Origin of the sequence: Nonomuraea sp. NPDC049158, assembly GCF_040648335.1 — a bacterium.
Lineage (GTDB): Bacteria > Actinomycetota > Actinomycetes > Streptosporangiales > Streptosporangiaceae > Nonomuraea.
The window spans coordinates 411,693-428,731 of the sequence record NZ_JBEZDM010000005.1 but is presented as its reverse complement, the minus strand read 5'-3'; the positions used below and the strand labels follow the sequence as shown (position 1 = coordinate 428,731).

Genomic DNA, 17,039 nt, shown 5'->3' with positions numbered 1-17,039 from the left:
GGCACTCGGCACGCCCGCCGAAGGGGCGGGCGAGCCGTGGCCGCCGCGCCCGCCCGAGGGCGATGTCAGGTGATCTCCAGCATGCGCTCGCGTACCGCGTAGACCACAGCCTCCATGCGCGAGTGGAGCTGCAGCTTGTCGAGGATGTTGCGGACGTGGTTCTTGACCGTGTTCTCAGAGATGAAGAGCTGCTTGGCGATCTCGCGGTTGTTCATCCCCTTGGCCACCAGGCGCAGCACCTCCATCTCCCGCTCGGTCAGCCGCGGCACGGGGAGTTGGGGCGGGCGTTCGCTCTCCTTCTTGCTCATGTTCGCGAACTCGTTGATGAGTTTGGCGGCCATGGCCGGATTGATGAGCGACTGGCCTTCGTGAACTCCGCGCACGGCGGCGGGGACGTCGTTGATCTGCACGTCCTTGAGCAGATAGCCGGTCGCGCCCGCCTTGATGGCCTCGAAGAGGTCTTCTTCCTCGTCGCTGACCGTCAGCATGATGATGCGGGTGCTCGGCACCGAGGCTTTGATGCCCTTCGCCGCCTCGATGCCGTCGCGCCGCGGCATGCGTACGTCCATGAGCACCACGTCGGGCATGAGGCGGTCGGCCAGTTCGACCGCCTCATGTCCGTCGCTCGCCTCACCGACCACCTCGATGTCTGGCTCGGCGGCCAGCGCCAGAGCCAGGCTCCGCCTGATCAGCTCGTGATCGTCCACGATCAGGACGCGGATCGGCTCGCCTCCTGACGGGCGCGCCTCGCCGGACTCCGTCACCAGGCCTCCTCGATCAGCCTGGAGACCGCCATCTCCGCGCTTCGCTCGCTCATGACCTGACTGAGCTCGCTCACGTCTCCTCCTCGTCGGGGGGCCAGAGCCGTTGGACCGCCAATGATGGCATGTCTCACGCGGTCCTAGGGTGGTCGAGAAGATCTTTTAGCGCTGCGTCACGGCTCTACGAGCCGAAGTACGCCATAGTTGTAGCCGCGCCGGTTATAAACGACACACGGCTGGCCACTCTCCTTGTCACGGAACAGATAGAAGTCGTGGCCGACCAGCTCCATCTCGAGGAGAGCCTGGTCGATGGTCATGGGTTCCGCTTTGTGGTGCTTCTCTCGTACGATGAGCGGCCCGTCACCGTCCATCTCGATGGGGACGATGTCGTCATACTGCTTGTCGTCGGGGAGCTCTTCTTCTTCGTCGAACTCCGGTACGACCTCGGCCTTGCGCGGTGGCGCCAGGTCGGCGGCTTCGGGAAGCGTCGCGGTGATCTCCGCGACGGAGGGCGGGGCGTGGTTGCCGTGGTGCACCTTGCGCCGGTCGGACAGCCGCCTGAGGCGACCCTCCAGTTTGTCCAGCGCCATGTCCAGGGCGGCGAATCGATCGTCGGCGGAAGCCTCCGCACGAATGGCGGGTCCTCGAGAGTGAATGGTCAGCTCGACGCGCTCTCGCTGGCTGGCGATGCGCGGATTGCGCTCCTTCGACACCTCCACATCAACTCGAATGAGCTTGTTGTCCAGACGCTCGATCCTGGCCAGCTTGGTCTCCACCTGGTCTCGGAACCGATCACTCACTCCTGTGTGCCGGCCCTTGACGATGATGTCCATGCAACAGCCCCCCTTCGTCTAACGACTGAGAAAGAGCGCCCGACGACGTGCTTGCCGGGCGGGGTCTTCCGTCTGCCTCTCTGCTGTCACCGTTACCCTCTTCCGACGTTCCGTCACCGGGATCTCGGGTGGCACCCGTCCGGCCGACCTGGTCTTCGACCCCACATCCGCCTGCTGAGGATTTCGCGGCTCTGATGCCACTACTGCCCTTCTCTCCTGACGGGGGACATCTGGACCCCCGGGAAGGCAGGACTTACCCCTAAGCCGCACCGTGATCGGTCGACAAAGAGTCGCCTTACGTGGACCGTTTTGCCTGCGGCTGGCATCGGCTAGCAGAGCCGGGACTCCCGGCTCTGCGCAACCACGGACCCGAACGGGTGCCATGTCAGAACGCTATCCGCATCGGAGACGAATGTCAGCCTAGGGATCGGTCAAACGATCACTTTCTGTGATTTTCCTCCGATGTGACTCACGTGACGGATGCCCCTTTTTGCATACGCCCGGCCACATATCCCCTTCCCTTGCGGAGGGCTGAGCTGCCCCACCGCTGCCCAGCGGGTAGTGACTTGTGGCGCCCAGGTGGGAGCGGAAGAATGATCTCTCTTTACTCAGTGTGACCGTAATGGATTGCAAGATCTTCGGCGTGTCGCGGCGACGGTCACGGCCAGCAGGACGTCTATGCCCTGCACCCGGAGTGTCCTGGTGGCTTCGGCCAGTGTGGAGCCCGTGGTCACGATGTCGTCCACGAGCAGCACAGAGGCCGCTGGGCGGGCCTTCGCGGCGGGAGTGACCCGAAGTGAGGCGGCGAGGTTGGCGGCCCGCTGCGTGGCGCTCAGCCCCGCCTGGTCGCCAACCTGGCGCGCATGTCCGAGCGCGGGCCACAGCACCGCCCGGTGACCCAACGCCGCCAGCTGCCGTACGGCCAGCGCGGCCAGCCTGCCGACCGGATCGTGACCCCTCGACCGGAGAGCTCGGGAGGCGCTGGGCACAGGGACGACGGCCACGGCCATGGGTGTGAGCGTGGCGGCCGTGGATGTGGCGGGCCGGTAGACCAAAGCATGGTCGGCGGTGAATGCGAGGGCGTGGCCGGTGCTGTATGCCAGGGCGTGGCAGGCGGTGAAGGCCAGGGCCGTCGCCAGGGGACGGGCCAACGTGGTCTGGCCGCGCTCCTTGTAGGCGACGATCGCCTCCCGCACGGCCCCCGTGTAGTCGGCGGCCGACCAGCACTCGGGGAGGCCGTCGGGGGCGGGTCTCGGCATGCGGCGAGCCGGGACGGGAGTCAGACAGGCCTCGCACAGGCGCGGGCCCCTGGTGGCGCACCCCAGGCAGCGCTGCGGAAGCGCCAGGTCAGCGAGGTCGGCGAGAGCGGCGAACACGGGGATCAGCATGCCCGCCGACCCCGACAGTTTCGGCCCACGAACGACCCCCGCACGGGCGCGAGCGGGTCGCCGCCCCATCAGCCCAAGAACGACCCCCGGCTGCAGGCGGGTCGCCGTCCGGTCAGCCCAGGGGGAAGAGCGGGGTGTCGGCGTTGGTGGCCATCTTGGAGGTCCAGTTCTGCTTGTCCAGGTTGGACTCCAGGATCTCGTTCTTCTGCTTGGTCCCCGCCAGGATCCGCTCCCCCTGCGCGGCCAGCGTCCGCAGTCGCGTGTCCGACGGCAGCTTGGTGACCGTGCCGTCGCCCACGTTGATCTCCTTGACCACTGCCCCGGCCTCGCTCTGCGACAGCACCACCAGGTGCTCACCGTCACGCCAGGCCAGGTCCCGGATCTCCTCGTTGTCGACCGTGCTCAATGTCTGGAAATTTCCGAGCATGACGGCGGCGCCGCTTCCCGTGATGGCGCCAACGCGGATCTCGTGCTTGCCGACCGTGACCGCCACCCGCACCCCGTCCCTGGCGATCCGCAACCGCGTGACGTCGAACCCGTCGAGGCTCGGTGCGGCGACCCGTTCAGGCCCGCGCCCAGCGCCCGGATTGCACCGCAGCACAGCGCCGTTCCGGCGGTCGTACGTCCATAGGGTGCCATCCCGATGCCAGGAAGGCGGCGTGAGATCGGCGCTCGCCCCCTGGATCCACTGCTGCCAGCGGCCGTCCGCCGCGGCTGTGGTCACCCAGATGCCGCCCGCGCTCGACTTGGCGGCGATGAGGTCGGCGCCCTGGCCGACGGAGAAGCCGCCGACGGCCACGGCGAAGCCGGAGTACAGGGTGTTCGCCTGCCCGGCGGGTCCGGCCACGGGCCGGCCGGGCCCCTCGGTGGCCATCGCGTAGACGGCGCCCTTGCTGGTGTAGTAGGCGGCGTTCGAGGAGGCGCCCAGCCAGGGGTCGCTGATGTTGGGCGGGATGGTCAGCGGCTCCGAGGAGTAGAACGGCTCGCCGTCCAGTTGCACCTCGATGTAGCGGCCGTTGGCCACGTTGTTGCTGGTCAGGCTCCATCTGAGCTGGGCCTGGAGTCCCCTGGTGAAGATGTCGCCCGAGTCGATGGGACCGCTGAGGTTGATCACCACGCCGTCGTCGCCGGCGCGTACGGACTCGACCCGCGTGCCGTGCGGGAAGACGTTCTCCACGGCGCCCTGCAGCGCTTTGCTCGGCCCCTTGAGCAGGCGTTCGATGATCGTCTTGGCGAAGCTCTCGGTGGGCTTGAGCCGCAGCCGGACCCGGTCGACGACGAGCATGTCCGAGTTGGCGCCGCCGCTGCCGGGCGTGCCGTTCAGGTAGTAGAGGTTCGTCGGCCGGTACGCGCGGGTGACGTCCGCCTCGGTGAGCAGGAGGCCGCTGACCAGCGACTTGACCCGATAGTCGCCCTGCTGGTCCTTGACCAGCGTGAACTTCCTGTCGACCCCCACGGAGGTGGGCACGTAGGTGTCGTCGTTCTCGATGCGGGCGACCTGGGTGCCGGAGAGGGCGACGGTGATCTCCTTGTCGCCGATCTTCCCCTCCACGTCGTATTTCACCAGGTTGTCGAGCACCGTCACCGGACCGCCGGGCTTCCACGCCTGCCGCGCCTCGGGCGTCAGGTACTTCGCCAGGATGTCCGGATCGTCGGCGTAGGCGGCCATGGCGGCCTGAAGGCCCGTCACCACCTGCACCGGCGACCAGCCGACCTGCGGGGGGATGGCGACCATACGCTGGAACGGCTTGCTCATCGGGTCGCCGTCGCCGGCCTCGCCGACCGGGAACGGGCCGCCCACGGGGATCACCGCGCAGGCCGAGCTCCAGAGGAGAGCCGCGACGACGGCGACAACAACGCCGAGCCGACGGATCGGAGCACTAGTCCTCGTCATAACCAGCCCCGTCCGCCGACGCCGGCAGCAGCACCGGCGTCATCTGCCCGCGCCACGTACGCCGCATCTCGATCTCCGGAGGCACCAGCGACAGCGGCGACCCCTTCAGGTCGGTCCCGGCGGCCCGGGGCAGCGTCAGCCGGAACTGCGAGCCCTCCCCCTGCTGCCCCCACGCCTGCAGCCACCCGCCGTGCAGGGAGGCGTCCTCACGCGAGATGGCCAGGCCGAGCCCGGTGCCCCCGATGGTGCGCGCCCGTGACGGGTCGGCGCGCCAGAACCGGTCGAACACCATGGTGTCCTCGCCCGACTTCAGGCCGATTCCGTGATCTCGTACGGCGACCGCCACCGCGTCCCTGTCGGCCCCCACCGTCACCACGACGTCCCTGCCCTCGCCGTGCTCGATGGCGTTGAACAGCAGGTTGCGCAGGATGCGCTCGACCCGCCGGTTGTCGATCTCCGCCATGCACGGCTCGTTGGGCAGCCGCAGCTCGAAGCGGGTGGAGTGGCGCTCGGCCAGCGCCTCGGAGTCGCCGATCGCGCGCAGCACCACGTCGCGCACGTCGACCGGGTCGAGGTCGAGCGTGGCGGCGCCGGCGTCGTAGCGGCTGATCTCCAGCAGGTCGGCCAGCATCGACTCGAACCGCTCCAGCTGGGCCTGCATGAGCTCGGCCGAGCGGGCGGCCATCGGGTCGAAGTCCTCGCGGGCGTCGTAGAGCAGGTCGGCGGCCATCCGCACGGTGGTCAGCGGGGTACGCAGCTCGTGGGAGACGTCGGACACGAACTGCCGCTGGACCTGGGACAGCTCCTCCAGCTGGTGGATCTTCAGCGCCAGGTTGACGGCCATCTCGTTGAACGAGGTGGCCAGGCGGGCCAGGTCGTCCTCACCGCGTACCTTGAGCCGCTCGTCGAGCTTGCCCGCCGCCAGGCGCTCGGCCGCCTCGCGGGCCAGCCGGACCGGGCTGACCACCTGCCGGGCGACCAGGTAGGCGATGGCGGCCAGCAGCACCACGAGCCCCAGGCCCACCACGGCGATGGCGAGCCGGACGTTGGACAGCATCCGCTCTTCCTCGTTGATCGGGAAGAAGTGGTAGACCTCGTAGTTCTCGCCGTCGAGGAGGTTGACCACGCCGCCGATGACCAGCGTGGGCGTGGGCTGGCTCTCACCGGTGAACATGATGGGCCCGGTGAAGCGCTGCGGCTTGTCGAATTCGTACTTGCGCTCGTCACGCCGCAGGACCTGCTGCAGTGCCTGCGGCACGTCCTCTGGCGCGACCTTGCCCGAGGCGCGCGACCTGCCGGGGTTGGAGGTGTTGAGGACCAGCACCTCGTAGCGCTTCTTGGAGCCGTTCTCGCCGGAGCCGGTGATCGTGTCCATCACGTCGTCGAGCGGGTCGGCGGGCGCGTTGCCGCTCGCGTCGGAGGTCGACTTGGCCTGGTCATCGGGCTTCTGGGTCAGCGCGTCGGCGATCTGCACGCGGTCGGCGAGCGCCTCGGTGGCCGAGGACTGCTGGCGGCTCTCGATGACCGACCGGTTGATCTGGTCGGACAGGAAGACGCCGAGCACGACCACCACGGTCACGGAGATCACCAGGGTGCTGGTGACCACCTGGAGCTGGAGCGAGCGCCTCCATACGCTCCGTGCCCTGCCCGCCGCACGCCGCGTCCGCCGCCGGACCCCGCCGAGAATCTGGCGGAGAGTACGGCGACGGAGTCGTTTCTGGCTAGTCGGGGGCATGGCAGGATTGGGCGCCGGTCAGGCCGGCCCGGCTTTGTAGCCCACGCCGCGGACCGTGACCACGATCTCGGGGTGCTCGGGGTCCTTCTCGATCTTCGCCCGGAGCCGCTGAACGTGCACGTTGACCAGGCGCGTGTCGGCCGCGTGCCGGTAGCCCCAGACCTGCTCCAGCAGGACCTCGCGGGTGAAGACCTGGCGCGGCTTGCGGGCCAGCGCGACGAGCAGGTCGAACTCCAGCGGCGTCAGGTTGATGGTCTCCTCGCCGCGCTTGACCGAGTGGCCGGCCACGTCGATGGTGATGTCGCCGATCTGCAGGATCTCGGGAGTGGGCTCATCGGTACGGCGCAGCCGCGCCCGCACCCTGGCCACGAGCTCCTTCGGCTTGAACGGCTTGACGATGTAGTCGTCGGCCCCCGACTCCAGACCGAGCACGACGTCGATCGTGTCGCTCTTGGCGGTGAGCATGACGATGGGCACCCCCGACTCCGCCCTGATCCTGCGCGCCACGTCGATGCCGTCGGCCCCCGGCAGCATCAGGTCGAGCAACACCAGGTCCGGGCGCGTGTCCCGGAAAGCGTCGAGGGCTTTGTCCCCGTCTGAGACAAAGGATGGCTCGAAGCCTTCGCCGCGCAACACGATGCCCAGCATCTCGGCGAGAGCGGCGTCGTCATCGACGACCAGCACGCGACCTTTCATGGCCCCTCATTCGTTCTACGCATTCTGGGACATACCCGCACGATCGCTGAAGGTTACCCTTAGTTGGCCCATGCATGGGACATGAGACCCGCAAAAGACGAGTTTTAGACTTGCATCCGCGACCGCAATCTCAGTCTGCGGTAACGGACCGACTTTCGGCCATCCTTCGATGAGATCCTTGAGCCGGAACGCCCTGGAATGCGGGCAAGTTGAGCCGGCGAATCGTACGCACGACACCAATGCCCCGCCCACCATGCCAGGATTGGGATATGTCAGACGGTCACGGTCCCTCGCCCGAGACGCCACCAGGCTGGGCTCCAGAACAGCCCCCTCCCTACGGCGCCCCGCAGACCTCGCCGTGGACCGCCCCCGGCTTCGAGCAGCAACAGCCGCAACAGCCGCCACCCGGCTACGGTCCGCAACCGCCCTATCAGCAGCCGCCGCCCGGCTACGGCTACATGCCGCACCCGCCCGCACTGCGCCCGGGGATCATACCGCTACGGCCGCTGGGGCTGGGCGACATCCTCGACGGAACGATCAAACTGATCCGGTCGAACCCCAAGGCCGTGCTGGGCCTCTCGGCGGTCGCCGCCCTGCTCGGGGCCGTCCCGATCGCGATCGGGCAGGTGTTCGCCTTCGACACCATGCGCGGGGTGCTGAACGATCCGTCCGCGGCGGAGCAGGCGGACGTGACCGGCCTGTACGGCGGATTCATCGCCCAGTACGGCGGCGCGATCGTCTCCTACGCCGTCAGCTTCGTCGTGGTGACGCTGCTGACCGGCGTATTGATGCGGATACTCGGCCGCGCCGTGTTCGGCGGCAAGATCACCGCCGGCGAGGCGTGGCAGCTGACCAAGGGCCGCGTCCCGGCGCTGTTCGGCGTGGTGGGGCTGATGGCCGTCATCATGCTGGTCCCGCTGGTCGTCATCGCGCTGATCATCGTCGCGGTCATCGCGACCGGCGCGGGCGACGACTCGCCCGCCACGGCCGGCGGCGTGCTCGTGATCACCGGGCTGCTGCTCATCCTGTACATCGCCTACGTGCTGTACTTCCGGACCCGCTTCGCGCTCGCGGCCCCGGCCGTGGTGCTGGAGGGAAGAGGTCCCGTCGACGCCCTGCGGCGTTCCTGGAACCTCGTGACCGGCGACTTCTGGCGGGTGCTCGGCATCCTGCTGCTCACCTCGCTGCTGGTCGGGCTCGTCGCGGGCATCCTGGAGGTGCCCTTCACCATCGCCGGGACGCTCTTCGGCCTGCTCGGCAGCTCGGCGGGCGCCACCGTACTGTCCACGGTGCTGATCACCATCGGCGGCACGCTCGGCGCGATGATCACCTATCCCTTCGAAGCGGGCGTCTCGGGTCTCCTCTACGCCGACCGGCGGATGCGCAGCGAGGCGTTCGACCTGGTGCTGCAGACGGCGGCGATCGAGCAGCAGCGCCAGGGCTGGGTGCACGCCTCGGCCGACGAGCTCTGGCACCCGTCCAACTCCGCCAGGCCGTGACGCCGATCGACAGGGGGGAGGCCGCGCGCAGGGCCGCGGATGAGCTCCTCAAGCCCGGATACGAGAAGGAATCACTGCTGGACCAGGCGTACCGGCGCTTCACGCAGTTCGTCGGCGATCTCATGGACGCGGCCACGGGCGGCGGCACGACCGGCGGCATCATCTCCGCCGTCGTGATCGTCCTGATCATCGGCGGAGTGGTCGCGCTGGTCGTGTGGCAGCTGCGCAAGACCTCGCGCGCGAACGCGACGGCGGCGGACGGCCTGTTCGGCGAGCGGAGGATGACCGCCGCCGAGCACCGCCAGGCGGCCGAACGGCTGGCCGCCCAGGGCGACTGGACCGAGGCGATCCAGGAGCGGCTGCGCGCCATCGCCCGCGACCTGGAGGAGCGGGCCCTGGTCGACGGGTTGCCCGGACGCACGGCCGACGAACTGGCCGCCGAGGCGGGCCGGGCGCTGCCCGCCTTCGCCGCGGAACTGACGACCGCCGCCCGCTCGTTCGACGACGTGACCTACGGCGACGTGCCGGGCACCCGGGAGGCGTACACCGCCATGAGCGAGCTCGACGAGCGGCTCCGCCAGGCCAGGCCGGTCCCGCTGGCCGGGAGAACCTCATGAGCCTCGACATGCGCCCCCAGGAGAGCGGCGCGTCCTACTCCACCGCTCCGACCGTCCGCTCGACCTGGCGGGCGAGCCGGATGATCGTCCTGCTCGGCGCGCTCATCGTGCTCGCCGCGGTCCTGAGCGTGCTGCTCAAACCGGACTCCCGGCCGGCCCGCCATCTGGATCCCGCCGACTCCTCGCTGTCGGGCTCGATGGCGCTGGCCGAACTGCTGCGCGACCGCGGTGTCACCGTCGACCGGGTCGACTCGTCGGGGGCGGCCGCCGCGAAGGCGAACGGCGCCGCGCCGGGCGACCGGCTGCTGCTGATCACCGACACGACCTACGCCAACACCCGCGAGCTGGCCGCGATCCAGGGCGACCGGGTGATCGTCGGCAACGACTTCGACCTCGACGAGCTGGCCCCCGGCGTACGGCCGGAGCGGGGCGGCGCCCGTGAGCGCTCCCGCGAACCGGAGTGCTCACTGCCCGCCGCCAAGGCCGCTGGCAGCGCGTTCATCGGCGGCAGCGCGTTCACCGGACCGTCGGGCGCCATCGGCTGCTACCCGGCGGGCGACGGATCGACGCTGGTCAGCTACCCCAACGCGGGCGGCACCACCACGGTCCTGGGCAGCGGCGAGTTCATGACCAACCAGCGCCTGGCCGAGGACGGCAACGCCGCGCTCGCCCTCAACCTGCTGGGCTCGGCCAAGTCCGTGACCTGGCTGGTGGCGCCGGAGAAGCCGCCGGTGGGCGAGCTGCCGGGCGAGGACGGTCAGTCGATCTACGACCTGATGCCCGCGGGCATCCCCTGGGCCGTGCTGATGTCGGTCATCACGGTGGCGCTGGTGGCGTTTTGGCGGGGCCGGCGGCTGGGGCCGGTCGTGACCGAGCGGCTGCCCGTCGTGGTGCGGGCCGCGGAGACGGTCGAGGGGCGCGGGCGCCTCTACCGGGCCAGGCGGGCCAGGGGCAGGGCGGCCGACTCACTCAGGGCCGGCACGATCGACCGGCTCACGCCCCGCCTCGGCCTCGGCTCCGGCTCGGGGCGGCACGAGCTGGTGGCCGCCATCGCCGTACGGACCGGCCAGGACCCGCATGAGGTCGGCGCCGCGTTGTACGGGCCGCCCCCCGCCGACGACGCCGGGCTCGTCGGCCTGGCACGCTACTTGGACGTCATCGAGAGGACCGTCAGTGAACATTGAGGAGACCGCCCACGTGCCCAGCGGTGACGCGGCCAGGGACGCGCTCAGCGCGCTGCGCGCCGAGGTGTCCAAGGCCGTGGTGGGCCAGGACGCCGTGGTGACCGGGCTGGTCATCGCGTTGCTGTGCCGGGGGCACGTGCTGCTCGAAGGCGTGCCGGGTGTGGCCAAGACGCTCATGGTCCGTACGCTGTCCGCCGCGCTGTCGCTGGACTTCAAGCGGGTGCAGTTCACGCCCGACCTGATGCCGGGCGACGTGACCGGCTCGCTGGTCTACGACGCGAAGACGGCGCGGTTCGAGTTCCGCGAGGGGCCGGTGTTCACCAACCTGCTGCTGGCCGACGAGATCAACCGCACCCCGCCGAAGACCCAGGCCGCGCTCCTGGAGGCGATGGAGGAGCGGCAGGTCAGCGTGGAGGGCGACGCCCGCAAGCTGCCCGACCCGTTCGTGGTGTGCGCGACGCAGAACCCGATCGAGTACGAGGGCACCTACCAGCTGCCGGAGGCGCAGCTCGACCGGTTCCAGCTCAAACTGACCGTGCCGCTGCCGCCGCGCGACCAGGAGATCATGGTCCTCGAACGGCACGCGCGCGGCTTCGACCCGCGCGACCTGTCCGAGATCAAGCCCGTCGCCACCGCCCAGGACCTAGAAGCGGGCCGCGAGGCGGTCTCGAAGGTACACGTGGCGCCCGAGGTGCTCGGCTACATCGTGGACGTGGCCAGGGCCACCAGGAACTCCCCGTCGCTCCAGCTCGGCGTCTCGCCGCGTGGCGCGACCGCGCTCCTGGCCGCCTCGCGGGCCTGGGCGTGGCTGTCGGGCCGCGCCTACGTCACGCCCGACGACGTCAAGGCGCTGGCCAGGCCCGCGCTGCGGCACCGGATCCAGCTTCGGCCCGAGGCCGAGCTGGAGGGCGCGACCTCCGACGGCCTGCTCGACGGCATCCTGGCCTCGGTCCCGGTCCCGCGCTGATGGCTCTGACGGGACGCGCCGGGCTGGTGGCGGCGATCGGCATCGTGGTCGTGCTGCTGGCGCCCGACCCGGGACCCGCCGTGGCGGGCGTCTGCTTGCTGCTGGCCGCCGCGATCATCGTGGACCTGGTGTTCGCGGGCGCGGTCCGCCCGCTCCGCTTCCACCGCTCGGGCGACCGGCTGGTCCGGCTCGGCGGCCAGGCGACGGTCGAGCTGGTGGTGGAGAACCCGGGCGGCAGGCGGGTACGCGGCCTGCTGCGGGACGCCTGGCCGCCCTCCGCGGGCGCGTCACCACGGTCCCAGCGGCTCGACGTGCCCGCCGGAGAGCGCCGCAAGCTCGTCGTGACGCTCACCCCGACCAGGCGCGGCGACCGCGAGTCCGTGGCGCTCACCGTGCGCTCACTCGGGCCGCTCGGTTTGGCCGCCCGCCAGGGCACCCACCAGGCGCCGTGGTCGGTACGCGTGCTGCCGCCGTTCCTGTCCCGCAAGCACCTGCCCTCCCGGCTGGCCAGGCTCCGCGAGCTCGACGGCCAGCACCCGGCCCTGGTGCGCGGGCAGGGCACCGAGTTCGACTCGCTGCGCGAGTACGTGGTGGGCGACGACGTGCGCTCGATCGACTGGCGGGCCACCGCGCGCCGCCACGACGTGGTCGTCCGCACCTGGCGTCCGGAACGCGACCGGCGGGTGCTGATCGTGCTCGACACCGGCCGCACCTCCGCCGGCCGGGTGGGCGACGCCCCGACGCCGATGGCCGGGGCTCAAGCCGGCGCCGGTGGGCTGCTGGTCAAGCCGGATCCCCGGCCGGTGCCGGGCTGGCCCCGGCTCGACTGGTCGATGGACGCCGCCCTGCTGCTGGCCGCGCTCGCCGCCAAGGCGGGCGACCAGGTGGACTTCCTCGCCTACGACCGGGCCGTACGCGCCTGGGTGGCCGGGGCCTCGCGCACCGAGCTGCTGTCGTCGCTGGTCAACGCGATGGCGCCGATCGAGGCGGAGCTGATCGAGGCCGACTCGCAGGGCATGGTCGCGGCGGTCCTGTCCCGGGCCAAGCGGCGCTGCCTGGTCGTGCTGCTCACCGACCTCAACTCGGCCGCGCTCGAAGAAGGGCTGATGCCGGTGCTGCCGCAGCTGTCCGCGCGCCACCTGGTGCTGGTCGCGGGCGTCTCCGATCCGCGCGTGGCGGCGATGGCGGCCCAGAAGGACACGGCCGAGCAGGTGTACGACGCGGCGGCGGCCGAGCACACGCAGCTGGGGCGGCGGCGCATCACCGCCCGGCTGCGCCGCCACGGCGTCGAGGTGGTGGACGCGCCCCCGGAGGACATCGCCCCGGCCCTGGCGGACGCGTACCTGGCGCTGAAGGCCGCCGGCCGCCTGTAGACAGCCTGTGGGCCGGGGTCAGGCGCGCTCGGTGCTGTCGGGCGCTCGGCGGGGTCAGGCGCTGGGTGCGACGTCCGGGGCGCGTTCGAGGTCGCCGGTCTCGTTCTGGCGCAGCGCCCGCCTGCCGAAGACGATCACGTACGCGAGGAAGGCCCCTTCGGCGAGCACCCCGATGCCCACCCGCACCGGGGTCGGCAGCCCGGACGGCGTGACGAACGCCTCGATGAGTCCCGACACGAACAGCACCCCGACCAGCCCGAGCGCCACGCTGACCACCGCCCGGCCCTGCTCCGCCAGCGCCTCGACCCGCTTGCGCGGCCCGGGGTCGATGACCGTCCAGCCCAGCCGCATGCCGACGGCCGCCGCCAGGAAGACCGCGGTCAGCTCAAGCAGGCCGTGCGGGGTGATCAGCCCGAAGAAGATGTCCAGCTTGTCGCGGGAGGCCATCAGCCCGGCGGAGACGCCGAGGTTGGCCGCGTTCGACCAGAGCAGCACGGGAATCGGCAGGCCCAGGAAGATCGCGTAGATGATGACCTGCGCCGAGACCCACGCGTTGTTGATCCACACGTGTCCGGCGAAGGAGGCGGCCGGGTTCTCCGAGTAGTAGTCGGCGAAGTCGTGCTCGACGAGCTGGGTGATCTCGTCGGGCGAGGCGATCGAGGTCTGCACCTGGGGATTGCTCGCCACCCACGCGCCCAGCACCCACGAGACGGCGATGAACGCCAGCGACGTGGCCAGCCACCACCACCGGGCCCGGTAGGCCACCACGGGGAACGACACGGTGACGAACCTGACAAACTCCCGCCAGGCGGGCGTGTGCGCGCCCGTCACCGCCGACCGCGCCCTGGCCACCAGCGCGGACAGGCGGCCGGTCAGCATCGCGTCGGCGGAGGACGAGCGGACGATCGACAGATGTGTGGACACCCGCTGGTAGAGGTCGACCAGCTCGTCGACCTCAGGGCCGGTCAGGGAGGAGCGGTGTTTGACCAAGTGCTCCAATCTGTCCCATACCGGGTGGTGTGCGGTGACGAACGCATCGATGTCCACCCGACCATTGTGGCCGGTCATCCATTGGGACAATGCCGTTAGGCTCCACGTATGTCAGAGGTTGTGACCGGTGACGCCGTCGTCGTCGAGGTACGGGTGGCCCAGATGCCGTCCCGCGCCCTGGCGCTCATCATCGACATGGCGGTCCAGATGACCGTCCTGATCGCCACGTACGTAGCATTGCAAGCGTTCTTCCTGGTCACCGACACGGCGCTGTTCGCGGCCGTGTCGATCGTGCTGCTCGTGCTGGTGATCGTGGGCTACCCGGTCATCTTCGAGACGGTGAGCAGGGGGCGGAGCCTGGGCAAGCTGGCGCTCGGGCTGCGGGTGGTCAGCGACGACGGGAGCCCCGAACGGTTCAGGCAGGCGCTGTTCCGCGGGCTGGCCGGGATGGTGGAGTTCTGGATGTTCTCCGGGGCGCCGGCGTTGATCTCCTCGCTGGTCTCCCAGCGGGGCAAGCGGCTGGGCGACATCTTCGCGGGCACGATCGTGATCTCGGAGCGCGGGCCGCGGTCCGACGGGCACCTGATCATGATGCCGCCGCCGCTGGCCGCCTGGGCCGCCACGCTGGAGCTCTCCCAGCTGCCCGAGGAGGTGGCGACGGCCGCCCGGCAGTACGTCTCCCGCTGGCACGACCTGTCGCCGCAGATCCAGCACGAGGTGGGGATGCGCATCGCGGCGCAGGTGGCGGCGTTCGTCTCGCCCGCCGCGCCGTCCGGGGTGCCGCCGCACGCGTACCTGAGCGCCGTCCTGGCCGAGCGCCGCAGACGCGACCAGGTACGGCTGGCCCAGCGCAACGGCATGGCGCCCCCGGCGCAACCTGGACCTTTCTCCCAACCTGGGCCCTTCGCGCGACCGGCGGCCTACCAGGCGCCTCAGCCGGGGTACCAAGCGCCCTATCCGCCGACGGCGCCGCCCGCCCAGCCGTACCAGCCTCAGGCCGCCCAGCCGTACCAACCTCAGGCCGGACAGCCTTACCAGCCGCAGGCGCCGAGCGCCCCGGAGTCGCCGCCGCAGGCGACTCCGGGTGGGTTCGCGCCGCCCCAGTAACCGGATCAGTAGGCGTACTGGGTCTGGGTGTTGAGGACCTTCAGCCGCTTCGTGGCGGCCGGGTCGGTCCGCTGGTCGGTGATGGTCAGCACGTCCAGGCCCTTCTGGATGTCACTGCTGTAGATGTGGCCGTTGTAGTAGTAGGCCGACCAGGAGCCGCCGAGGTTCTGGGGCTTGAGCGGGCCGCGGTCGAAGTAGCCGATCTCCGCGGGCGCCGACGAGTCGGTGAAGTCCCAGATCGACACGCCGCCCTGGTACCACGCCTGGACCATGATGTCGCGGCCCGCGACCGGGATCAGCGAGCCGTTGTGCGCCACGCAGTTCTCGGCCCCACTCTGGTTGCGCGGGATCTTGTAGTAGCTCTTGAACGCGAGCTGGCCGTCCGTGATGTCATAGATCGCGTCCGCGCCCCGCAGGGGACCGGTCGCCGCGTTGCAGGCGGCCATGACGCCCCCGCCCAGCTCGTCGGTGAAGACGACCTTGGTGCCGGTGTTGTTGAACGTCGCCGAGTGCCAGAACGCGAAGTTCTCGTCGGTGACCCTGGCCGTGACCTTGGGATGCTCCCTGTCGGAGATGTCCATGAGCACGCCGTCGCCCATGCAGGCGCCCGCGGCCAGGTCCTTCGCCGGGAACACGGTGATGTCGTGGCAACCGCTGGTGGGGGCGAGCAGGTCCTCCTGCTTCTCGTTGCCGCCCTCGGGGAAGAGCACCGGGCGCGCGACGACCTTGGCGGCGGTGGGCTTGCCGAGCGGCACCTTGACGATCGAGATCCGGTCGTGCGGCGGCTTGCAGTCGGGATAGGACTTGGCGGGCCCGTACGACGAGATGTACAGGTAGACGGCCGTGCTCTTCTTGCCCGGCCGCGTCTTGTCAGGCACGAGCGTGTGCGTGTGCGAGCCGCAGGCGGTCTCGATGGACTTGATGTACTTGGGCCGCTTCTTGTCGCTGATGTCGAAGATCCGGATGCCCTCCCACGCCGACTTCACGCTGGGCGTCTCGGCGTCGGCCTTGCAGGAGTCACTGGTCAGCGACTCGTCCACCGACAGGAAGAGCAGGTCGCCCTGGACCGAGACGTCGTTCTGGGCGGCGGGGCAGGTGACGCGGCTGACGACCGCCGGCTTGGCCGGGTTCTTGATGTCGTAGATCGTGAAGCCGTGGTAGTTGCCCTGGAAGGCGTAGTCACCCTGGAAGGCCAGGTCGGTGTCGTAGGCGTCCCCGTCCTTGAACGGCCCCTGTTTCGGGAGGTTGGCGACGAGCTTGACGTTCGCGCTGGCCTTGACGTCGTCCGACGCGTGGGCCGGTAGCACCGGCAGCACCAGCGACGCCGCTCCCGCCACAATCAAGGCGCGGCCGAATCTGGACACCACGAAGGACCTCCTGAGTTGGGTTGGCACTAGCCGCATCACTATGGCAGGAAAAATCAGTAACTTGGGGGCGTCGCGGCAATGATGAAGTCGGTGGGTTCGGCGCCCGTGTTCAGATAGCGGTGCGGCAGCGAGGAGTCGAAATAGCAGCTGTCGCCCTTCTCCAGTTCATGGGTGAAGCCCGAAACCTCGACGACGAGCCGCCCCCGCAGCACCAGCACGCACTCCTCCGACGGATGCGACCACGGCTCGCCGGCCGACGAGCCGCCGGGCAGCAGGTGCCCCTCCAGGACCTCCAGCCGTCCGCGACCCGGCGACACGCGCGTGTAGGTGATCCCGTCGGACGGCGACTTGACCCGCACCCGGGCCTCGGCGCGGATCACCGCCACGAGGGCCGGATCCGACTCCTGGAACAGGCTGAACAGCGGCAGCTCCAACGCCTTGGCGATCTTCCGCAGGGTCTCCAGGCTGGGGTCGTCCCGATTGCGCTCGACCTGACTGAGCAACGCGCTCGGCACCCCCGAGGCAGTCGCGAGCTGAGCCACGGTGAGATTGCGTTCGGACCGGAGCTCGCGAATTCTGGTGCCAATCATCCGGCGATCCTATCGATGTAGCGTGATTGAAGGTTTAT

Annotated in this window: 15 protein-coding genes; 6 read left to right on the top strand and 9 right to left on the bottom strand. The window is 70.0% G+C overall.

What is annotated here, in order from left to right; genetic code table 11:
* Positions 1 to 65: 65 nt before the first annotated feature.
* The 6 genes from AB0B61_RS14840 to mtrA form a co-directional block, all read right to left on the bottom strand.
* A complete protein-coding gene (locus AB0B61_RS14840) occupies positions 66 to 764 on the bottom strand; it encodes a response regulator transcription factor (RefSeq protein WP_357647853.1) in 699 nt (232 codons plus the stop codon).
* 170 nt (positions 765 to 934) lie between these two features.
* Positions 935 to 1,594: a ribosome-associated translation inhibitor RaiA gene (gene raiA / locus AB0B61_RS14835; RefSeq protein ID WP_357949102.1), complete on the bottom strand. Its 660-nt coding sequence runs from the start codon at positions 1,592 to 1,594 to the stop codon at positions 935 to 937.
* Between the two features lie 608 nt (positions 1,595 to 2,202).
* Entirely contained in the window at positions 2,203 to 2,982 is a 780-nt protein-coding gene (locus tag AB0B61_RS14830) for a ComF family protein (protein WP_358431885.1), read from the bottom strand.
* Between the two features lie 112 nt (positions 2,983 to 3,094).
* Positions 3,095 to 4,876, bottom strand: coding sequence for an LpqB family beta-propeller domain-containing protein (locus AB0B61_RS14825; protein WP_358431883.1), 1,782 nt, complete (start codon positions 4,874 to 4,876; stop codon positions 3,095 to 3,097).
* Entirely contained in the window at positions 4,863 to 6,611 is a 1,749-nt protein-coding gene (mtrB, locus tag AB0B61_RS14820; protein WP_358431881.1) for an MtrAB system histidine kinase MtrB, read from the bottom strand. The genes AB0B61_RS14825 and mtrB overlap by 14 nt, the downstream gene beginning before the upstream one ends.
* A gap of 18 nt (positions 6,612 to 6,629) precedes the next feature.
* Positions 6,630 to 7,307, bottom strand: coding sequence for an MtrAB system response regulator MtrA (gene mtrA / locus AB0B61_RS14815; protein WP_043620615.1), 678 nt, complete (start codon positions 7,305 to 7,307; stop codon positions 6,630 to 6,632).
* A gap of 269 nt (positions 7,308 to 7,576) precedes the next feature.
* Here mtrA and AB0B61_RS14810 point away from each other — a divergent pair, with 269 nt between their 5' ends.
* From AB0B61_RS14810 to AB0B61_RS14790, 5 genes are read left to right on the top strand one after another with little or no spacing between them, the layout of a single operon-like run.
* Positions 7,577 to 8,806: a glycerophosphoryl diester phosphodiesterase membrane domain-containing protein gene (locus AB0B61_RS14810; protein WP_358431880.1), complete on the top strand. Its 1,230-nt coding sequence runs from the start codon at positions 7,577 to 7,579 to the stop codon at positions 8,804 to 8,806.
* On the top strand, positions 8,803 to 9,423 hold the full coding sequence (locus AB0B61_RS14805) for a DUF4129 domain-containing protein (protein WP_358431879.1): 621 nt from the start codon (positions 8,803 to 8,805) through the stop codon (positions 9,421 to 9,423). The genes AB0B61_RS14810 and AB0B61_RS14805 overlap by 4 nt, the downstream gene beginning before the upstream one ends.
* Positions 9,420 to 10,607 (top strand): DUF4350 domain-containing protein, encoded by a 1,188-nt coding sequence (locus tag AB0B61_RS14800; RefSeq protein WP_358431878.1) that lies wholly within the window; start codon positions 9,420 to 9,422, stop codon positions 10,605 to 10,607. Before AB0B61_RS14805 ends, AB0B61_RS14800 begins: the two co-directional genes overlap by 4 nt.
* On the top strand, positions 10,597 to 11,574 hold the full coding sequence (locus AB0B61_RS14795; protein ID WP_358431877.1) for a MoxR family ATPase: 978 nt from the start codon (positions 10,597 to 10,599) through the stop codon (positions 11,572 to 11,574). Before AB0B61_RS14800 ends, AB0B61_RS14795 begins: the two co-directional genes overlap by 11 nt.
* A complete protein-coding gene (locus tag AB0B61_RS14790; RefSeq protein ID WP_358431876.1) occupies positions 11,574 to 12,947 on the top strand; it encodes a DUF58 domain-containing protein in 1,374 nt (457 codons plus the stop codon). Before AB0B61_RS14795 ends, AB0B61_RS14790 begins: the two co-directional genes overlap by 1 nt.
* 54 nt (positions 12,948 to 13,001) lie before the next feature.
* Here AB0B61_RS14790 and AB0B61_RS14785 read toward each other — a convergent pair whose 3' ends face one another.
* Complete coding sequence (locus AB0B61_RS14785) at positions 13,002 to 13,994, bottom strand: stage II sporulation protein M (RefSeq protein WP_358431875.1); 993 nt, start codon at positions 13,992 to 13,994, stop codon at positions 13,002 to 13,004.
* A 51-nt stretch (positions 13,995 to 14,045) separates the two neighbouring features.
* Here AB0B61_RS14785 and AB0B61_RS14780 point away from each other — a divergent pair, with 51 nt between their 5' ends.
* Positions 14,046 to 15,044 (top strand): RDD family protein, encoded by a 999-nt coding sequence (locus AB0B61_RS14780; RefSeq protein WP_358431873.1) that lies wholly within the window; start codon positions 14,046 to 14,048, stop codon positions 15,042 to 15,044.
* A gap of 5 nt (positions 15,045 to 15,049) precedes the next feature.
* Here AB0B61_RS14780 and AB0B61_RS14775 read toward each other — a convergent pair whose 3' ends face one another.
* Positions 15,050 to 16,411, bottom strand: a complete 1,362-nt coding sequence (locus tag AB0B61_RS14775) for a hypothetical protein (protein ID WP_358431872.1) — start codon at positions 16,409 to 16,411, stop codon at positions 15,050 to 15,052.
* A 53-nt stretch (positions 16,412 to 16,464) separates the two neighbouring features.
* Positions 16,465 to 17,001, bottom strand: a complete 537-nt coding sequence (locus tag AB0B61_RS14770; protein WP_358431870.1) for an XRE family transcriptional regulator — start codon at positions 16,999 to 17,001, stop codon at positions 16,465 to 16,467.
* Positions 17,002 to 17,039: the final 38 nt, after the last annotated feature.

Bases quoted from the DNA above. Each gene is read 5' to 3' on its own strand.
- AB0B61_RS14810 (WP_358431880.1), top strand. From the start codon at position 7,577: ATGTCAGACGGTCACGGTCCCTCGCCCGAGACGCCACCAGGCTGGGCT.
- AB0B61_RS14780 (WP_358431873.1), top strand. From the start codon at position 14,046: ATGTCAGAGGTTGTGACCGGTGACGCCGTCGTCGTCGAGGTACGGGTG.
- AB0B61_RS14790 (WP_358431876.1), top strand. From the start codon at position 11,574: ATGGCTCTGACGGGACGCGCCGGGCTGGTGGCGGCGATCGGCATCGTG.
- AB0B61_RS14830 (WP_358431885.1), bottom strand. From the start codon at position 2,982: ATGCTGATCCCCGTGTTCGCCGCTCTCGCCGACCTCGCTGACCTGGCG.
- AB0B61_RS14770 (WP_358431870.1), bottom strand. From the start codon at position 17,001: ATGATTGGCACCAGAATTCGCGAGCTCCGGTCCGAACGCAATCTCACC.
- AB0B61_RS14800 (WP_358431878.1), top strand. From the start codon at position 9,420: ATGAGCCTCGACATGCGCCCCCAGGAGAGCGGCGCGTCCTACTCCACC.
- mtrA (WP_043620615.1), bottom strand. From the start codon at position 7,307: ATGAAAGGTCGCGTGCTGGTCGTCGATGACGACGCCGCTCTCGCCGAG.
- mtrB (WP_358431881.1), bottom strand. From the start codon at position 6,611: ATGCCCCCGACTAGCCAGAAACGACTCCGTCGCCGTACTCTCCGCCAG.
- AB0B61_RS14825 (WP_358431883.1), bottom strand. From the start codon at position 4,876: ATGACGAGGACTAGTGCTCCGATCCGTCGGCTCGGCGTTGTTGTCGCC.
- raiA (WP_357949102.1), bottom strand. From the start codon at position 1,594: ATGGACATCATCGTCAAGGGCCGGCACACAGGAGTGAGTGATCGGTTC.